The sequence below is a fragment of the Rhizobium sp. J15 genome (assembly GCF_002531825.1).
Taxonomy (GTDB): domain Bacteria; phylum Pseudomonadota; class Alphaproteobacteria; order Rhizobiales; family Rhizobiaceae; genus Rhizobium.
In genome coordinates, this window is sequence record NZ_NWSX01000011.1 from 97,598 (window position 1) to 112,618 (window position 15,021).

Sequence of the window (15,021 nt, forward strand, 5' to 3'; positions counted from 1 at the left end):
AAAGCATGAGCGAACCCGCCCGACTGATATCGCCGGAAAAGCGGGGCGAAGACCTTGATGTCACGCTGCGCCCGCAATCGCTGGACGAATTCACCGGCCAGGCGGAAGCCCGCGCCAATCTCAAGATCTTCATCGAGGCGGCGAAGAACCGCGGCGAGGCGCTCGACCACGTGCTCTTCGTCGGCCCGCCCGGCCTCGGCAAGACGACGCTGGCGCAGATCATGGCGAAGGAACTCGGCGTCAATTTCCGCTCGACGTCGGGTCCCGTCATCGCCAAGGCCGGCGATCTCGCTGCCCTTCTCACCAATCTCGAGGAGCGCGACGTGCTCTTCATCGACGAGATCCATCGCCTCAACCCGGCCGTCGAAGAAATCCTCTATCCCGCCATGGAGGATTTCCAGCTCGACCTCATCATCGGCGAAGGCCCTGCCGCCCGCTCGGTGAAGATCGACCTGTCGAAATTCACGCTGGTGGCCGCCACCACCCGGCTCGGCCTGCTGACCACGCCGCTGCGCGACCGCTTCGGCATCCCGGTGCGGCTCAGCTTCTATACCGTCGAAGAGCTGGAGCTGATCGTGCGCCGCGGCGCGCGGCTGATGAACCTGCCGATGACCGATGAAGGCGCCCGCGAGATCGCCAGGCGCGCCCGCGGCACCCCGCGCATCGCCGGCCGGCTGCTGCGGCGCGTGCGTGATTTCGCCGAGGTGGCAAGAGCCGAGGCCGTCACCCGCGAGATCGCCGACGAGGCGCTGACCCGGCTGCTGGTCGACAATGTCGGCCTCGACCAGCTCGACAAGCGCTACCTCAACATGATCGCCGTCAATTTCGGCGGCGGCCCGGTCGGCATCGAAACCATCGCCGCCGGCCTTTCCGAGCCGCGCGATGCGATCGAGGACATCATCGAGCCCTATATGATCCAGCAGGGTTTCATTCAGCGCACGCCGCGCGGCCGTGTTCTGACCGCAATCGCGTGGAAACATCTCGGAATGCAACCGCCCAAGGACATGGAGGCTGCGCAGTTCCGGCTGTTTCAGGAGGACGACTGAGTGATCACCCGCCGCGGATTTTTCAAGCTTGTCGGCGGCGGTATCACAGGTGTCATGTCGCTGGGTGGTTACGCCTTCGCCTATGAACCGCTGGCGCGACTCGGCATTGCCCGTTACCGGCTGACGCCGCCGGGATGGACACCCGGCCTCAAGCTCCGTGTCGTCGCGCTCGCGGATATCCATGCCTGCGAACCCTGGATGTCGGCAGACCGCATTGCCGCGATCTGCCGCAAGGCCAACGAACTCGAAGGCGACGTGACCGTTCTGCTCGGCGATTATGCCGCCGGCATGAACATGGTGACGCAGTACGTGCATTCGAGCCAGTGGTCCAAGGCGCTCGCCACCCTGCAAGCCCCGCTCGGCGTGCATGCGATCATGAGCAATCACGATTGGTGGGAAGACAGGACCGCCCAGAAGAACGGCGGGATGGAAACCTTCGGACACCGGGCGCTCGCCGGCGTGGGGATTTCGGTCTACGCCAATCGCGCCGTCCGGCTCGATAAGGATGGCCACGGCTTCTGGCTTGCGGGGCTCGAAGATCAGCTGGCGCTGCTGCCGGGGAAGAAGTGGGGCCGCACGCAAATACTCGGCCTCGACGATCTCGATGGGACCATGGCTCAGGTCACCGACGACGCACCCGTCATCCTGCTTGCCCACGAGCCCGATATCTTTCCGCGCGTGCCCGAGCGCGTCTCGCTGACGCTGTCGGGCCACACGCATGGCGGACAGATCCGCTTTCTCGGCCGTTCACCGGTCGTCCCCTCGCGTTACGGCAATCGCTACGCCTATGGCCACATCGTCGAGGAGGGGCGTAATATCATCGTCTCCGGCGGCCTCGGCTGCTCCATTGCACCGGTCCGCTTCGGCGTGCCGCCGGAAATCGTCGTCATCGATCTCGGATAAATTGACATGACCAAGCGCACTCCCATCCGCCTGACTGCGGGCGCAGCGCGTTTCAACCACCGCATTGCCGGCCTCGGCTTTCGCGATGGACACGTGCTCGTTCACCGCGCCGTGCACGAGCCCTTCTGGACCTTTCCGGGCGGCAGGGCGGAAATCGGCGAAACCTCGGAAGAAACGCTGAAGCGGGAGATGATGGAGGAACTCGGCGTCGCCGTCACCATCTCCCGGCTGCTTTGGGTCGTCGAGAACTTTTTCCATTACGAACAGCGTGACTGGCACGAGCTCGGCTTCTACTATCTGATGGAAATCCCAGAAGAATTTCCGTTTCGGCCGCACGAAATCATCCATCGCGTCGAGGACGGCGACAACCATCTCGAATTCAAATGGGTATCGGCAACGCGCACGGCCCTGACCGCGCTCGACATTCCGCCCTATTTTATCGCCGAGGAAATCGAGAACCTGCCCGCCGCACCCCGTCATCTCGTCTGGCACGACGGCAATCTCGATGATTGACGCAAACGTTCCGGAAGCGCTTGAAGAGGAGATGCGCCGATGCCGACCTTCGATCCTGTCAGGTCATTTCGCAAACTCGCCTACAACAACGCCCTTGCCAACCGCCGCCTGCTCCACGCCTGCGCGGCATTGAAGCCCGGCGAATTCGAAGCGCCGCGCACGAGCTTCTTTCCTTCGATCAAGGAAACCCTGAACCACATCATCACGGTCGACTGGTTCTATGTCGACGGCATGGAAGGCGGTACGCTCGGGTTTCAAGCCTTCGAGGTCGACGAACCCTTCGATGATGTGGAGTCACTGGCGCAAGCGCAGGCAAAGGTCGATCAGCGTCTGATCGACCTTTGCGAAGCCCTGACGCCGGAAAGGCTGATCTCGATCGTCAGGCTCCGTCGTGGCGACCGCATCCAGGAAGAGCGGATGGACGATGTGCTCGCCCACCTGTTCCAGCATCAGACCCATCATCGCGGCCAGGTCCATGCGATGCTTGCCGGCACCAGCGTCGCCCCGCCGCAGCTTGACGAATTCATCGTCGCCGACGACGCGCGGTTTCGCGGCAGGGAGCTTGGCGACCTCGGCTGGAACGAGGAAACGCTGATGCGTTAAAGCCTGTCGCGCAAGCGCGGTTTTGCGATAACGACGCGTGTAAAAACAAAGACCTAAAACGCGGCGAGCGAATCTGAGAGATCGCGACGTGCTTTAGTTTTGCAGCCGCTTTTTCAGCCCGTCGATGATCGACTTGGTGAGAAGATCGTAATTCTCGTCGAAATGGTGGTCGCCGGGCAGTTCGACCACTTCGGCGCCGGTATCCCTCAGCGCCGGACAAGCGACATCGTCGTCGTCATCCTTGCCATAGATGCACTGTACGAGTTTCGGATCGACGTTCTTCAGGTCGCCGACCGGGTCTCCTCCCGCCCCTTCCGTCTTCTGGCCGAGCCAGCCGAGAACGGAGATGACGTAATCGACCTGGTGCGAGAGCGACAGCAGCGACAGCTGCACCACCGAGGACTTCTCGGCCGGCTTGAGAAGCTGATAGGTCGCGGGCACGACATCGGCGCCGAAGGAGTAGCCGACGAGCAGCACGTGCTTCACCTTCCACTGCTTGCGATAGAAATCGATGATCTTCGAAAGATCGCTGGCGGTTTCTTCCGGCTTGCGCTCCGACCAGAAATAATGAAGCGAATCGACGCCGACGACGGGAATGCCTTCCTTCTGCAGCGTGCCGCCGACCTCCTTGTCGATGTCGCGCCAGCCGCCATCGCCTGAATAGATTATCGCCATGGTATCGAAGGCGGGCGTGGCTTCGAGCACCGCCAGCGGCAGGCCAAGCGGATTGCCGAAGGCGCCCGATGCGGTGACGAGATCGTCAAGCGTATCGGCAAACACCGTCTGCGCATCGTCGGTGGTGTCGCGGATCTCCATCGCCGAATGGATTTTCTTCAGCGCTTCGGCATGCACCCTGCCATCCTTGTCGGCATTGGGCGTGAAGACGGTGACGATCGGATCCGGCAGGGCGCCGTCGCTGAGGCCATACATGGTGCGCTGGCCGACGACCTGCTTGGAAGCCGGCGTGCAAAGCTCCTGGGCAAGCGGGATGCCGGCCTTCGGATCGACGGCGAGCGTCTGGCCGATCGTTGCATCCGGCGTCTGCGCGGCAATGGCCAGCGCCAGGGCCCCGCCCTCGCCGATGCCGGCGACGATCGGCAGGTGATAGGCATTGTTGCCGGTCGCGCGCTGCACCTGCTGGCTCAGCGATTCGATGTCCGAGACCATGTAGATGCAGCCATCATTGAGGCTGACGTCGTAACGGCTGAGCGCCTGGATATAAGAGGGAAAATCGACGCCGATGACGACGGCGCCTTCGGAAACCAGCCTGTCGGCCTCGCCCTTCTCATAGTCGCCCCAGCCGGCGGCATCCGAGATCAGCATGACCGTGCCCTTCACTTCGCCTTCCGGCAGGAAGATGTGCGGCGACGGGATGAGCCCGGTTTCGAAGCTCTGCGTGGTCTCTTCGGCGGCGCTCGCCGGTGCGGCCGCGAGCATGCAGGCGCATGCCGTGGCAAGAAGGATTGTCCTGATCATTTTCTCACTACCCCCTTCAATCCGCCCCCGATCAGAAAAGTCGCGTCCATCAACGCGATCATCGGATTGCCTCCTCCGGAAACTGCAAGATAGCGCGGTTGCCAGTGCGGATGAAACTTGGATTTGAATGCCCGAAGGCCTTTGAAGTTATAGAAGCGCTCGCCGTGCTCGAAGACGGTGCTGCCGATGCGGTCCCAGACGGGCGCCGCCTCGCGTTTCGACATGCCGGAGAGAGGGGCCATGCCGAGATTGAAATGGGAAAAACCCTGATTGCGCAGATATTCCATGATCTGCACGAAGAGAAAGTCCATCGACCCTTTCGGCGCGTCCGGCGAGAAGCGCATGAGATCGATCGTGCCCTCCTCCCTGGAATCGGTGACGAGGACATTGGCGAAGGCGACGATCTTGCCGTCCTTCTTCAGGATGCCGACCGGCTGGGAGGCAACGTAATCGGGATCGAAGGAACCGAGCGAGAAGCCCTTTTCCTTGGCGTTGTGATGTTCGAGCCAGGCCGTGGAAACGGCGGCGAGATCATCGATGATGCCGGGCACATCCTGCGGTTCGACGACTGCGAATTCCAGCCCGTCGCGCTGGGCGCGGCTCGCCGTCTGGCGAAGGTTCGCCCATTTGCCGCCCTTCATTTCGAACGCCCGGAGATCGGCCACCGCCAGTTCGCCGAGCTTGAAGGCGCGAAGGCCGGCATCGGCGCAATGGGAAAGCAGCCCCGGCGAGATCTGGTAGAAGACGGCGCGGCAGCCGGCGGCGCGCGCCGCTTCGACGAAACGCCAGACGAGCTCCTGCACGGCGCGATGATCGCCGATCGGATCGAACAGCGCGATCCATGAGCGGCCCTGCCGGCCGTACATGATGAAGGCATCGCCCTTTTCCGAGAACATGATGCTCTTGTCGCCCATGCGCACCAGATTGGCGTCGGCATTGCCCTGCTTGCCGACGATCTCCACGGCACGCGCCAGCGCCTCTTCCGTCGCCGGTTCCGGCCGGAAGGCCGCCGGCCGGAGCAGGCTGAATATGGCGATCGCCGAGGAGATGATGGTGATGCCGAGCAAGGCGCGCAAACCGCGCGGCGCTTCAGCGGTGAATTCGAACTGCCACCACAGCTGGTTGCTGTATTCGACGTCGCGATAGACGAAAAGCAGGATGACGACGGCGCCGACGATGATGACGGCGATCGCCATCAGCCAGGACGCCGTCATCGCCTGATTGAGCAGCGAAGCGTGGCGGGTGAAGAGCCGGCGGCTGACGAAGAGCCCGAAGACGAGGAAGGCGAGAAAGGCCGCTTCAACAAGCGCGATTGCCTTCAGGAGCGACAAGGTCAGCGCGGCGACGGCCGAGAACACGGCCACCCACCAGGCGCCGTCGAGGCGCTGGCCGAGGCCGCGCGCGGCGACGACGAGCGCGAGCCCGAGCAGGCTGGAGAGGAAGTGCGCCCCTTCGACCATCGGCAGCGGCAGGTAGTTGGAGAGGAATTCGAGGTTCTGGTCCGGCGTCGGCGTGACGCTCGAAAACACCAGCATGACGCCGAGCAGCAGCGCTAAGGCCGAAAGCAGCTGCGGCATCAGCCGCCCGCCGATGCGCCGCACGCTGGAGGCGGCCGGGTGATCGACGAAGCGGCGAAGTTCCGCCGCCGAGACGGCGAGCACGGCGATCAACAGCGGCAGCACGTGGTAGATCAGCCGGTAAAGCACCAGCGATCCGAGCACGGCATCGATGTTCACCGCGCTGCCGAGCGAGGCGATGATCACCGTCTCGAACACGCCGAGCCCGGCCGGAACGTGGCTGAGCACGCCGAGACCGACGGCAATCGCGTAGACGGCGAGGAAGACCGGCCAGCCGATCGCGGTCTGCGGCAGGAGCACGTAGAGAACCGAGGCCGAGGCGGCGATATCGAAAGCGGTGACGAGGAACTGGCGCGACCAGGTGCGCGAATCCGGCAGGCGGATCGTGACCGCGCCGAGATCGAGCACGCGGCCGTCCCGGCCGACGATCATCACCACTCCGAGAATGGCGATGATCGAACCGGCGATCAGCCGGAGAAGGAAGGCGCTGACACCGATCAGCGGCCCGATCTGATCGGCGATGATGATGAGGGCGATTGCCGCGACGCCGGCAAGCCCCAGGCCGAAGGAGAGCGTGACGAAGGCGATGATCCGGCCGATATCCTCCGGCGAGAGCCCGAGGCGGGTATAGGCGCGATAGCGGATTGCGCCGCCCGAAAGCGCGCCGAAGCCGGCGGTGTTGCCGACCGCATAGGCACTGAACGCCGTCAGCGCCACATGCGGGAAGGGCAGCCTCTTGCCGATGTAATCGATGGCGTTGAGGTCGTAGAAGATCAGTGCGAGGAAACTAAGTGCCGTGAAGAACAGCGCCAGCAGGATCGCGCTCGGCCTGGTCGCCGCCAGCGCGGCGACGACGTCGTCATAGCGCACCTCGTTGGTGAGCTGCATGATCGCGTAACCGACCAGGCAGAAGACCACGAGTGTCGCGGCTGCCGTCAGCGGCGTCCTGTAACGCCTGAAAAGCCCGCGAAAGGAAAACCCCTCCGCCTCTTCCATCTCTTCCAAATTGCCGTGCCCCGACATCTCTTACCTGCGCAATTTCCAGCCCTGCGGGAATCATTTTCAAAGACGTAGCATGGGAGGCATATAAGCTGCATGAAGCAAATGCCGTCGCTACCCGGCCCCGCCGCCAGCGCCTCCATCATCCTCAATTGGGGCGAATTTGCGCAGGCGAGCCTGGCGGGCACATTGCATTTTCGTAAGCTTGCGCAGAGCGTTGCGAACGATGATGCGGGTTTGAGAAGCGAGAGAAGGATTAGACATGCAAGATGGGCTGGCCTTCACGATGCTCGTCGTCGGCAGACTGCTGCTCGGCGGTCTTTTCGTCGCAGGCGGCATTCATCATTTTTTCGTCATCGTGCCGATAACCGACGCCATCGAAGCCCGCGGCGTCCCTTTTGCGAAATGGGTGCTGATAGCTGGCAGCCTCTTTCAGATCGCCGCCGGTCTGCTGCTGATGCTCGGCCTCTGCGTCGTCCCGGCCGCCTTCGGCCTCATCATCTTCACGCTTGCCGCTTCCGTGATGCTGCTGAATTTCTGGGACATGCAGGAAACGGCGCGTGACAGCGCCATCAACAGCTGGAAAAGCAACATGGCGATCATCGGCGGCCTGCTGGTCGCAGCCGCCAGCGCAATGTGAGCGATTTATGCGGCAGGCTCGCCGCCTGCCCGCGCCTGCGCGGCATAACGCGCTACGGCAGCATCCACCTCCGCGTCGCGGTCGCCGGCCACCTGCACCGTCGGCACCGCGAATTCGATGCCGTTTTCCCTGAAGGCATTGCGGATCATCGCCAGCGCGTTGCGGCGGATGACGAATTGCTCGCCGGGTTTCGTCATCATCGACAGCCGGATCTCGATCGCGAATTCGCCGAATTGCTCGACGCCCTTCATCTTCAGCGTCTCGATGATATGCGGGCCGTATTCCGGATTTTCGAGCAGCGTCTGGCCGATCTGCTTGATCACCTTCTTCGCCTTGACGAGATCGGTGTCGTATTTGACGTTGAGGCTGATCTTGTCGATCGTCCAGTCGCGGTTGAGGTTCTTCACCGCACCGAGTTCGCCGAAGGGCACGGTCGTCAGCGGTCCGCGATGATGCCTGAGCTTCACCGAGCGCAGGCTGAAAGCCTCGACCACGCCCCTGTGGCTGCCGCTTTCGATATATTCGCCGACGCGGAAGGCATCGTCCCAGAGATAGAACATGCCGCTGATGACGTCCTTGACGATCGTCTGCGCGCCGAAACCGACCGCGACGCCGACGACACCGGCGCCGGCGATCAGCGGCCCGATTTCGATGCCGAGGCCCGACAGAACCATCAGCACGGCGATGACGGCGATCACGACGGCAAGGATATTGCGGAAGATCGGCAGCAGCGTCTGTATCCGCGCGCGCTTGGCCTTCTCCTCGTCCGTCTCGCTGCCGTCCAGCGGTGAATCGAGCAGCTTGCCGTCGATATAGGCTTTGACGACGTGCCAGAGCAGATCGGCCGCCAGCAGGATGACGATGCCGCCGATGAGCCCACGCGCGATCTTGTCCAGCATCCTGTCGCCGGCGGCCATCGTGTCGGCCCCGACGCCGAGCATCCGCCCGAGCCAGATGGCCGCCAGTGCGATGATCAGCGCACGCACGCCGCGGTCGAGCAGCACGGTCGCAATGCGGCGCGTGGCCAGGAAGCTCGCTTCGGTCTGCTGCAGCGATTTCACCGCAAGCGTCGAGACGGCGAGCACGCGCGGCAGCAGCAGCACATAGATGCCGAGCCAGAGCAGCCCGTTGAAACCTGCGACCCAGAGTCCCCAGAGCAGCAGGAAATAGACGGTGAGCGCCCAGGAGATTCCCTGGCCGCGCTTCTCGTCCTTGTCCGGTCGTGACCAGACCGCCTCGATCGCGATCAACAGCAACCCGATGCCGAGGATGTAGCCGACGACGAGCCGGGCGCTCGGCGTATAGCCGAGCGGCATCATCGACTGGATCACGGCCCAGCCGAAAGCGAAATAGATGACGAAGGTCGCACAGCGGCGATACCAGAAGAGTGCGACGGCCCGCCCCGGCATGGTCGGCGCAGCGATGCCCTGCCGCTCTTCATCGGCCCGCGCCAGCCCGATGAGATCGACCAGCACGCCGCCGAGGCAGATGGTGAAACGCTGGACGATGAGCGCGACGACGCAGACGATCGCGATACTCTGGCTGAGCGGCGGCCAATTGAGGCTGAGAAGCGTGAGCACCGTTGCGCCCGCGAAGATCAGCGCCGGGATGACGCGCGGCGCCAGATGCATGCCCGCCATCGCGGCCAGCCGGCGACGGCGGCGTCGGAAGACATAGCGGGCGATGCTCTCGACGATCGCGCCGAGCAGGAAGATCGCCAGGAATTGCGCCGTCATGCGCGCTCGGCCGGCGGCGGCGATTTCGCCGAAAAGCAGGGAGGACGCATTGCCGATCTGCGAGGGCAGCGTCATTGCGGCATCGGAGACCATCGAGACATGCCGGCGGGAATGCTGCAGCAAGCCGGATAGAACCGACATCTGGTTCTCGGCCGTTGTGTCGGCCGCAGGCGTTGCCGCCATCTGCGTCGACATCCACTGCTTGACCTCGGGCGTCTGCATGAGCTGCATCATCTCACGCACTTGAGCCGGCGGCGGGGCGGATGCGGCCGGCGTTTGCGCCGTCTGGGCGAAGCCCGATGAAACCACACCCAAAAGCACCATGAATGCCAGCACGCCCGATATGGCGGCCTTCAAGACCCCTGCCCTGTCACGTTCCATATCCGCCCTCAATGGAGTGCCGTCCGCCCGGATGAAGCAGTTCCGACATTTCTCCTTGCAGCAATGGATACTCGCAGGCGTGGCCGCCAGCAAGCGGTAGGAAAACCATACCGATGGCTAGGAAAGGCCGATGTCGCCGCCACCCTGAAACCAGGCGTGCGCCCGCTGTTTCAGGATGACGGCTTCGTCGGGCGGTGAAAACCGGGCAGTCAGGATTTCGGAGCCGGCTTCTCCACGTGGCCGCCGAAGCCCGCACGCATCGCCGACAGCACCTTGTTGGCGAATTCGTCGTTGTCGCGCGAGGAGAAGCGGCCGTAGAGCGCGGCACTCAGCACCGGCGTCGGCACGCTTTCGTCGATTGCCGCCATGATCGTCCAGCGGCCTTCGCCGCTGTCGGAGACCCGGCCCGCGTATTTCGCCAGCGCCGGATCGGCATGCAGCGCATCGGCGGTGAGATCGAGCAGCCAGGAGGTGATGACGCTGCCGCGGCGCCAGACTTCGGCAACGTCCTGCAGATTGAAGTCGTATTGGAAATGTTCGGGGTGCGCGAGCGGCGCAGTTTCCGCATCGGCCTCATGCGAGGCAGCACCGATATTGGCATGTTTCAGGATATTGAGGCCTTCGGCATAGGCCGCCATCAGGCCGTATTCGATGCCGTTATGCACCATCTTGACGAAATGGCCGGCCCCGTGCGGGCCGCAATGCAGGTAGCCCTGCTCCGCGGTGCTCGCCGCAGCCGCTTCGGCGCTGCGGTTCGGTGAGGCTTCCGTCTTGCCGGCGCCGGGCGCGAGCGTCGCGAAGATCGGCGAAAGGTGCTGGACGATGCCCTTCTCGCCGCCGATCATCAGGCAATAGCCGCGTTCGAGGCCGAAGACGCCGCCGCTGGTGCCGACGTCGACATAATGGATCCCCTTGGTGATGAGCTCGGCGCCGCGGCGGATATCGTCGTGGTAATAGGAGTTGCCGCCATCGATGACGATATCGCCGTTCTGCAGCAGCGGCACCAGGCTCGCCAGCACCTTGTCGACGATCGCCGCCGGCAGCATCAGCCAGATGGCGCGCGGATGGCTCAGCTTCGAGACGAACTCCTCCAGCGAGGCGCTGCCGGTCGCGCCCATGCCGGCAAGCTCGGCAACGCTTTCGGGCCTGGCGTCATAGACGACGCATTCGTGACCGCCCCGCATCAGCCGCTGGACCATGTAATTGCCCATGCGGCCCAAACCAACCATACCAAGCTGCATAATGAATCTCCTGGAAACCGAGATGAAGTATCGACTCCGGAAATTAGCACCCGCAGTGTGACAGGCAAGCGAAGTCTGGCGCGCCCTCCACGCCTGCCTGTCCGTCAGACGTCCGGCGCGCTGGCCGGTTCGCCCTTCATCTCGCTGAGGAACATGCCCTCGCGCAGATTGATGCCGTATTCGACGAAGGCCTTCATGCAGCAGAGCATCTGCGTCCAGCCTTCGCAGTTGAGATAGGTGCCGCGCCGGCCGGCCTCGTCCTCGCGCCAGCCGTTCTCGGCGATCGTCACCAGCGTGCCGCCATCCTCGAGCGGCTTGAAGTTCATCTCCACCAGGGTCTTGTAGCTCGTCTTGTCCTCGCCGGTGCCGCCGTCCCAGCGCAGCACGATGCGGCTGTCGGGCACGAGCTCGACGACCTCCACCGGCGCATCCTTCCACCAGGTCACCGTGGCGCCCTGGACGAGCGGCGCGCTCGCCCCGCCGATGGTCGTGAAATAGCTGCTGAGCTTCTTCGGATTGACGACGGCGTCGAACACGTCGGCGACGGGGCGGCCGATGCGGCCGGAAACGCGGATTCCGAGAGACATGGTACTTCTCCTCTTCTCCATTGCTCCTTGCGCCATTATGTTATAAAAATATAACATGTCAAGCGAATCGAACGACGACCCGGTTTTCAAGGCGCTGGCGCATCATCGCCGCCGCGAGATCCTCGACCTGCTCAAGGATGGCCCGCGCACGACAGGGGCGCTTTGCGAAATGTTTCCCGGAATGGACCGCTGCACGGTGATGCAGCACTTGAAGGTGCTGGAGGAAGCCGATCTGGTCATCGCCAGGAAGGAAGGCCGCGAACGCTGGAACCACCTGAACAGCCTGCCGATCAAGCACATCTACGACCGCTGGATCAGCGCCTATGCCGACCATGCGCTGTCGATTCTCGACCGGCTGAAAGGCAACCTCGAAGGCCAGCCGGAGTAACGGACCGGCTTGCCTCCCGGCCCGCTGCAACCCTATGCTGGCAAAAAGCTGGAGTGTGGGATGACGATATCGGGGACAGGCATACGCCGCATGCGGCTGCTGCGCAACATGAAGCAGCAGCATCTCGGCGAACTCCTCGGCGTAAACCAGGCGACCGTTTCACGCTGGGAGCGCGATCAGCTCGCCCTCTCGCCCGAACAGGCTCTCAAGCTGGAGCGGATTTTCGCCTCGCCGCGACATGCCGCGGCCGATGCGGCGCTGAAGCGGCTAGTCGAGGATTCCGTCCGGCCCGTGCATCTGATCTGCGACGTCACCCACCGGCTGCTGTCGGCCTCCCGTCCGCGCCAGGCCGAATGGCGCGCACCGCTCGCCGCCTTTCTCGGCCGCTCGCTTTTCTCCTACGCCTCTGCCGAAATCACCGCCGCCGAGCAGTCGCTGGAGGAGCGCGGCTGGCATGACGGCAGGCTCCTGTCGCTGACGCTCGAAACCGGCGCCAACGACAATGAGCTGCTGCCGATCGCCGCCGGCCGCGTGACCTGGGAGCGGATCATGCTTTCCGACGGCAGCGCCGGCCGGCTCGTGACCGCCATCGGCTGAGCCTGCAGCTTTCCTGTACTCCCATGCATAATTTATGCGTTGTCCGAAAACGCCGGTCTTTATAGCGTCCGCCGTAAAACCGGTCAGGAGGCGAGGCGATGACGATATTGGTGACGGGAAGTGCCGGCCATCTAGGCGAGGCGCTGATGCGCACCCTGAGGGCGCAAAGCCGGTGGGCGCGCGGCATCGACATCAAGCCCTCGGCTTTCACCGATATGGTCGGCTCGATCGGCGACCGCGCTTTCGTCAGGCAGGCCATGTCTGGCGTCAGCCACGTCATCCACGCTGCAACCCTGCACAAGCCGCATGTGGCGACGCACGGCAACCACGATTTCCTCGACACCAATGTCGCCGGCACGCTGAACCTGCTCGAAGAGGCGGCCGCTGCGGGTGTTGCAAGCTTCGTCTTCACCAGCACCACCAGCGCCTTCGGCGCCGCATTGACGCCGGCAGCCGGCGAACCTGCGGCATGGGTGACTGAGGATGTGCTTCCCGTTGCAAGGAACATCTACGGCGTGACGAAGCTCGCCGCCGAAGGCCTCTCGGAGCTCTTCGCCCGTAAGTCCCGCCTGCCTGTCGTCATCCTCAGGACCTCGCGCTTCTTCCCCGAAAACGACGACGATCCCGATATTCGCAACCGATATTCGGCGGAAAATGCCCAGGCCAACGAACTGCTTCATCGCCGCGTCGATATCAGCGACGTGGTCGGCGCCCATCTGCTGGCGCTCGAGAAGGCGCCGGCAATCGGCTTCGGCCGCTACATCATCTCCGCCACGACACCGTTTTCATACGGCGACCTCGCCGAACTCAGGAAAGACGCGCCTGCCGTCGTCGAGCGGCTCTTTCCCGGTGCGGGCGCCCTTTATGCCGAACGCGGCTGGAAGATGTTCCCGGCGCTCGACCGCGTCTATGTCAACGAACGGGCAAGGCGCGAACTCGGCTGGCAGCCGCGATATGATTTTCCCTTCGTGCTCGATTGCCTGCGCGACGGCAGGGAATGGCGCAGCCCCTTGGCGCGCGATGTCGGCTCCAAGGGCTACCACAACGAGGTCTTCGCGGAAGGGCCTTACCCGGTGAATTAGCATTGGATTTCGGCTTCAGCGCATCGTGACGATCCTGCCGAAAGCGGATCGCCGCGTCTCTTCGCCAACATGAAAGGGAAAGTGCGATCCACGACGACCGATGGATGTTTACGATCCTGGGCGCCTACAAACGTAGGTGGGCACCGTGTGTCCAGGCCCACGAGCCCGGACAGGGACAGCTCCCTTTGGATCGAGTATGGCCCCAGGGATTGTGGTTCCTGTCGAGAGGCGCAGACCGCACTGCGATATATAAGGTCGTTTGCGACGGCGCGCCAGTGGCGACGGCGGGCCGTTTTTATTTAATTCAATTGAGTTCCGGCGCCGGGCGGCCGTTCAGCTTGTCGGTGATGCCGCGGATGCGGCTCGAAACTTCGCTCAGCGCCGCCGCGAGGTTTTCCTCGGTGCGGGCGGTCGCGGCAAGCACGGTGTCGCGGTTGCTGCGCAGTGACTCCAGCTCGGATTCCAGCCCGGCGATGCGCCGCGTCAGCTCGGAGATCTCGTCCATGATCATGATGCCGGCCATGACGGTGATCCTGAGATCGCCGATTTCGCCGAACTGGCCCTTGAGATGGCCGACATAGCTGTCGAAGCGGGTAGCGAGATCGGTCAGGTGGTCTTCCTGCCCTTCCTCGCAGGCCATGCGATAGGCCTTGCCGTCGATCGTTACCGTCACCTGCGCCATGCTAAATTCTTTCTATCAGAGCATGATGCCGAAAAGTGTGAGCGGTTTTCGGACGACATCATGCTCTAACTCTTCAATTTAGAACAGGATTCAGATCTTAGGCCAACTTGGCCTAAGATCATCCTGTTCTAGCGATCCAGAACCGCGCGGATCGTTTCCATGGCCGTCACCAGCCGCCGCGACACCTCGCGATTGACCTCTTCCAGCCGGTTGGCGCGGAATTCGGCCTGGTCGAGCTCCTGCGCCAGCCTGGAACGGTCGGCATGCACGCGGCGAACCTCGCCTTCGATCTCGCCCTGATCCCGCTCCCGCTCGACGCGCATATCGACGGCGTTTTCGAGGCTGGAAATCGCCTGCTTCAGCTCGTTGAGCGCTGCTTCCATGGTTTTGCCTGTGGGCGTCATGCCTTCCGCTTCCGTGCAGGACCCGCGAATCGACCCTCGGCGCCGACCCTGTGATTTCAAAGAGGATATGCAGCTAGCCGATGGCCCGTCAATAAATCCCGTCATCTGCCGGCCGGCCTACTTGTGGATGAGCGATTTCGCAATGGCCGCCATAGGAGATTTGTCA

15 protein-coding genes and 1 other RNA gene are annotated in these 15,021 nt (G+C 63.3%); 8 read left to right on the forward strand and 8 right to left on the reverse strand.

Going from position 1 to position 15,021, the window contains the following annotated elements; translation table 11 throughout:
- The first annotated feature begins 5 nt into the window (after positions 1 to 5).
- From ruvB to CO670_RS12575, 4 genes are read left to right on the forward strand one after another with little or no spacing between them, the layout of a single operon-like run.
- The gene (gene ruvB, locus CO670_RS12560) at positions 6 to 1,046 is read left to right on the forward strand and encodes a Holliday junction branch migration DNA helicase RuvB (protein ID WP_064708805.1); all 1,041 of its coding nucleotides are present in this window, start codon (positions 6 to 8) and stop codon (positions 1,044 to 1,046) included.
- Positions 1,047 to 1,949 carry a metallophosphoesterase gene (locus tag CO670_RS12565; RefSeq protein ID WP_097590538.1) on the forward strand — a complete coding sequence of 301 codons (903 nt, stop codon included), beginning with the start codon at positions 1,047 to 1,049 and terminating at the stop codon, positions 1,947 to 1,949.
- Between the two features lie 6 nt (positions 1,950 to 1,955).
- The gene (locus CO670_RS12570; protein ID WP_097590539.1) at positions 1,956 to 2,462 is read left to right on the forward strand and encodes an NUDIX hydrolase; all 507 of its coding nucleotides are present in this window, start codon (positions 1,956 to 1,958) and stop codon (positions 2,460 to 2,462) included.
- Positions 2,463 to 2,501: 39 nt separating this feature from the next.
- Positions 2,502 to 3,065: a DinB family protein gene (locus CO670_RS12575; protein ID WP_097590540.1), complete on the forward strand. Its 564-nt coding sequence runs from the start codon at positions 2,502 to 2,504 to the stop codon at positions 3,063 to 3,065.
- 93 nt (positions 3,066 to 3,158) lie between these two features.
- Here CO670_RS12575 and CO670_RS12580 read toward each other — a convergent pair whose 3' ends face one another.
- Together CO670_RS12580 and mprF are read right to left on the reverse strand one after the other, a co-directional pair.
- Positions 3,159 to 4,541, reverse strand: coding sequence for an AcvB/VirJ family lysyl-phosphatidylglycerol hydrolase (locus tag CO670_RS12580; RefSeq protein ID WP_097590541.1), 1,383 nt, complete (start codon positions 4,539 to 4,541; stop codon positions 3,159 to 3,161).
- Positions 4,538 to 7,141, reverse strand: a complete 2,604-nt coding sequence (gene mprF, locus CO670_RS12585; protein ID WP_097590542.1) for a bifunctional lysylphosphatidylglycerol flippase/synthetase MprF — start codon at positions 7,139 to 7,141, stop codon at positions 4,538 to 4,540. The genes CO670_RS12580 and mprF overlap by 4 nt, the downstream gene beginning before the upstream one ends.
- A gap of 238 nt (positions 7,142 to 7,379) precedes the next feature.
- Between mprF and CO670_RS12590 the strand changes: the two genes are divergently transcribed.
- Positions 7,380 to 7,757: a DoxX family protein gene (locus tag CO670_RS12590; RefSeq protein WP_097590543.1), complete on the forward strand. Its 378-nt coding sequence runs from the start codon at positions 7,380 to 7,382 to the stop codon at positions 7,755 to 7,757.
- Between the two features lie 5 nt (positions 7,758 to 7,762).
- Here CO670_RS12590 and CO670_RS12595 read toward each other — a convergent pair whose 3' ends face one another.
- The 3 genes from CO670_RS12595 to CO670_RS12605 all read right to left on the reverse strand — a co-directional run bounded on the left by CO670_RS12595 (position 7,763) and on the right by CO670_RS12605 (position 11,702).
- Positions 7,763 to 9,874 (reverse strand): mechanosensitive ion channel family protein, encoded by a 2,112-nt coding sequence (locus CO670_RS12595; RefSeq protein ID WP_097590544.1) that lies wholly within the window; start codon positions 9,872 to 9,874, stop codon positions 7,763 to 7,765.
- Positions 9,875 to 10,083: 209 nt separating this feature from the next.
- Positions 10,084 to 11,115 carry a phosphogluconate dehydrogenase (NAD(+)-dependent, decarboxylating) gene (gene gnd / locus CO670_RS12600; RefSeq protein ID WP_088677950.1) on the reverse strand — a complete coding sequence of 344 codons (1,032 nt, stop codon included), beginning with the start codon at positions 11,113 to 11,115 and terminating at the stop codon, positions 10,084 to 10,086.
- A 104-nt stretch (positions 11,116 to 11,219) separates the two neighbouring features.
- Positions 11,220 to 11,702 carry an SRPBCC domain-containing protein gene (locus CO670_RS12605; protein ID WP_097590545.1) on the reverse strand — a complete coding sequence of 161 codons (483 nt, stop codon included), beginning with the start codon at positions 11,700 to 11,702 and terminating at the stop codon, positions 11,220 to 11,222.
- Between the two features lie 55 nt (positions 11,703 to 11,757).
- Between CO670_RS12605 and CO670_RS12610 the strand changes: the two genes are divergently transcribed.
- From CO670_RS12610 to CO670_RS12620, 3 genes are all read left to right on the forward strand, one after another.
- Positions 11,758 to 12,090 (forward strand): metalloregulator ArsR/SmtB family transcription factor, encoded by a 333-nt coding sequence (locus CO670_RS12610; RefSeq protein WP_097590546.1) that lies wholly within the window; start codon positions 11,758 to 11,760, stop codon positions 12,088 to 12,090.
- Between the two features lie 60 nt (positions 12,091 to 12,150).
- On the forward strand, positions 12,151 to 12,687 hold the full coding sequence (locus tag CO670_RS12615; protein WP_097590547.1) for a helix-turn-helix transcriptional regulator: 537 nt from the start codon (positions 12,151 to 12,153) through the stop codon (positions 12,685 to 12,687).
- A 98-nt stretch (positions 12,688 to 12,785) separates the two neighbouring features.
- Complete coding sequence (locus CO670_RS12620) at positions 12,786 to 13,769, forward strand: NAD(P)-dependent oxidoreductase (RefSeq protein WP_097590548.1); 984 nt, start codon at positions 12,786 to 12,788, stop codon at positions 13,767 to 13,769.
- An 81-nt stretch (positions 13,770 to 13,850) separates the two neighbouring features.
- Here the strand turns inward: CO670_RS12620 and ssrS are convergent.
- The 3 genes from ssrS to CO670_RS12635 form a co-directional block, all read right to left on the reverse strand.
- Positions 13,851 to 14,009: non-coding RNA, 6S RNA (gene ssrS, locus CO670_RS12625), on the reverse strand.
- Positions 14,010 to 14,073: 64 nt separating this feature from the next.
- Positions 14,074 to 14,451 carry a cell division protein ZapA gene (locus tag CO670_RS12630; RefSeq protein WP_088686446.1) on the reverse strand — a complete coding sequence of 126 codons (378 nt, stop codon included), beginning with the start codon at positions 14,449 to 14,451 and terminating at the stop codon, positions 14,074 to 14,076.
- Positions 14,452 to 14,579: 128 nt separating this feature from the next.
- Positions 14,580 to 14,855 carry a DUF4164 domain-containing protein gene (locus CO670_RS12635; RefSeq protein ID WP_088677944.1) on the reverse strand — a complete coding sequence of 92 codons (276 nt, stop codon included), beginning with the start codon at positions 14,853 to 14,855 and terminating at the stop codon, positions 14,580 to 14,582.
- Between the last annotated feature and the right edge of the window lie 166 nt (positions 14,856 to 15,021).

Excerpts from the sequence above, each read along its gene's own strand:
- CO670_RS12605 (WP_097590545.1), bottom strand. The coding sequence starts at position 11,702 with ATGTCTCTCGGAATCCGCGTTTCCGGCCGCATCGGCCGCCCCGTCGCC.
- CO670_RS12610 (WP_097590546.1), top strand. The coding sequence starts at position 11,758 with ATGTCAAGCGAATCGAACGACGACCCGGTTTTCAAGGCGCTGGCGCAT.
- CO670_RS12595 (WP_097590544.1), bottom strand. The coding sequence starts at position 9,874 with ATGGAACGTGACAGGGCAGGGGTCTTGAAGGCCGCCATATCGGGCGTG.
- CO670_RS12570 (WP_097590539.1), top strand. The coding sequence starts at position 1,956 with ATGACCAAGCGCACTCCCATCCGCCTGACTGCGGGCGCAGCGCGTTTC.
- CO670_RS12630 (WP_088686446.1), bottom strand. The coding sequence starts at position 14,451 with ATGGCGCAGGTGACGGTAACGATCGACGGCAAGGCCTATCGCATGGCC.
- CO670_RS12590 (WP_097590543.1), top strand. The coding sequence starts at position 7,380 with ATGCAAGATGGGCTGGCCTTCACGATGCTCGTCGTCGGCAGACTGCTG.
- CO670_RS12575 (WP_097590540.1), top strand. The coding sequence starts at position 2,502 with ATGCCGACCTTCGATCCTGTCAGGTCATTTCGCAAACTCGCCTACAAC.
- CO670_RS12620 (WP_097590548.1), top strand. The coding sequence starts at position 12,786 with ATGACGATATTGGTGACGGGAAGTGCCGGCCATCTAGGCGAGGCGCTG.
- ruvB (WP_064708805.1), top strand. The coding sequence starts at position 6 with ATGAGCGAACCCGCCCGACTGATATCGCCGGAAAAGCGGGGCGAAGAC.
- CO670_RS12580 (WP_097590541.1), bottom strand. The coding sequence starts at position 4,541 with ATGATCAGGACAATCCTTCTTGCCACGGCATGCGCCTGCATGCTCGCG.
- CO670_RS12635 (WP_088677944.1), bottom strand. The coding sequence starts at position 14,855 with ATGACGCCCACAGGCAAAACCATGGAAGCAGCGCTCAACGAGCTGAAG.
- gnd (WP_088677950.1), bottom strand. The coding sequence starts at position 11,115 with ATGCAGCTTGGTATGGTTGGTTTGGGCCGCATGGGCAATTACATGGTC.
- mprF (WP_097590542.1), bottom strand. The coding sequence starts at position 7,141 with ATGTCGGGGCACGGCAATTTGGAAGAGATGGAAGAGGCGGAGGGGTTT.
- CO670_RS12615 (WP_097590547.1), top strand. The coding sequence starts at position 12,151 with ATGACGATATCGGGGACAGGCATACGCCGCATGCGGCTGCTGCGCAAC.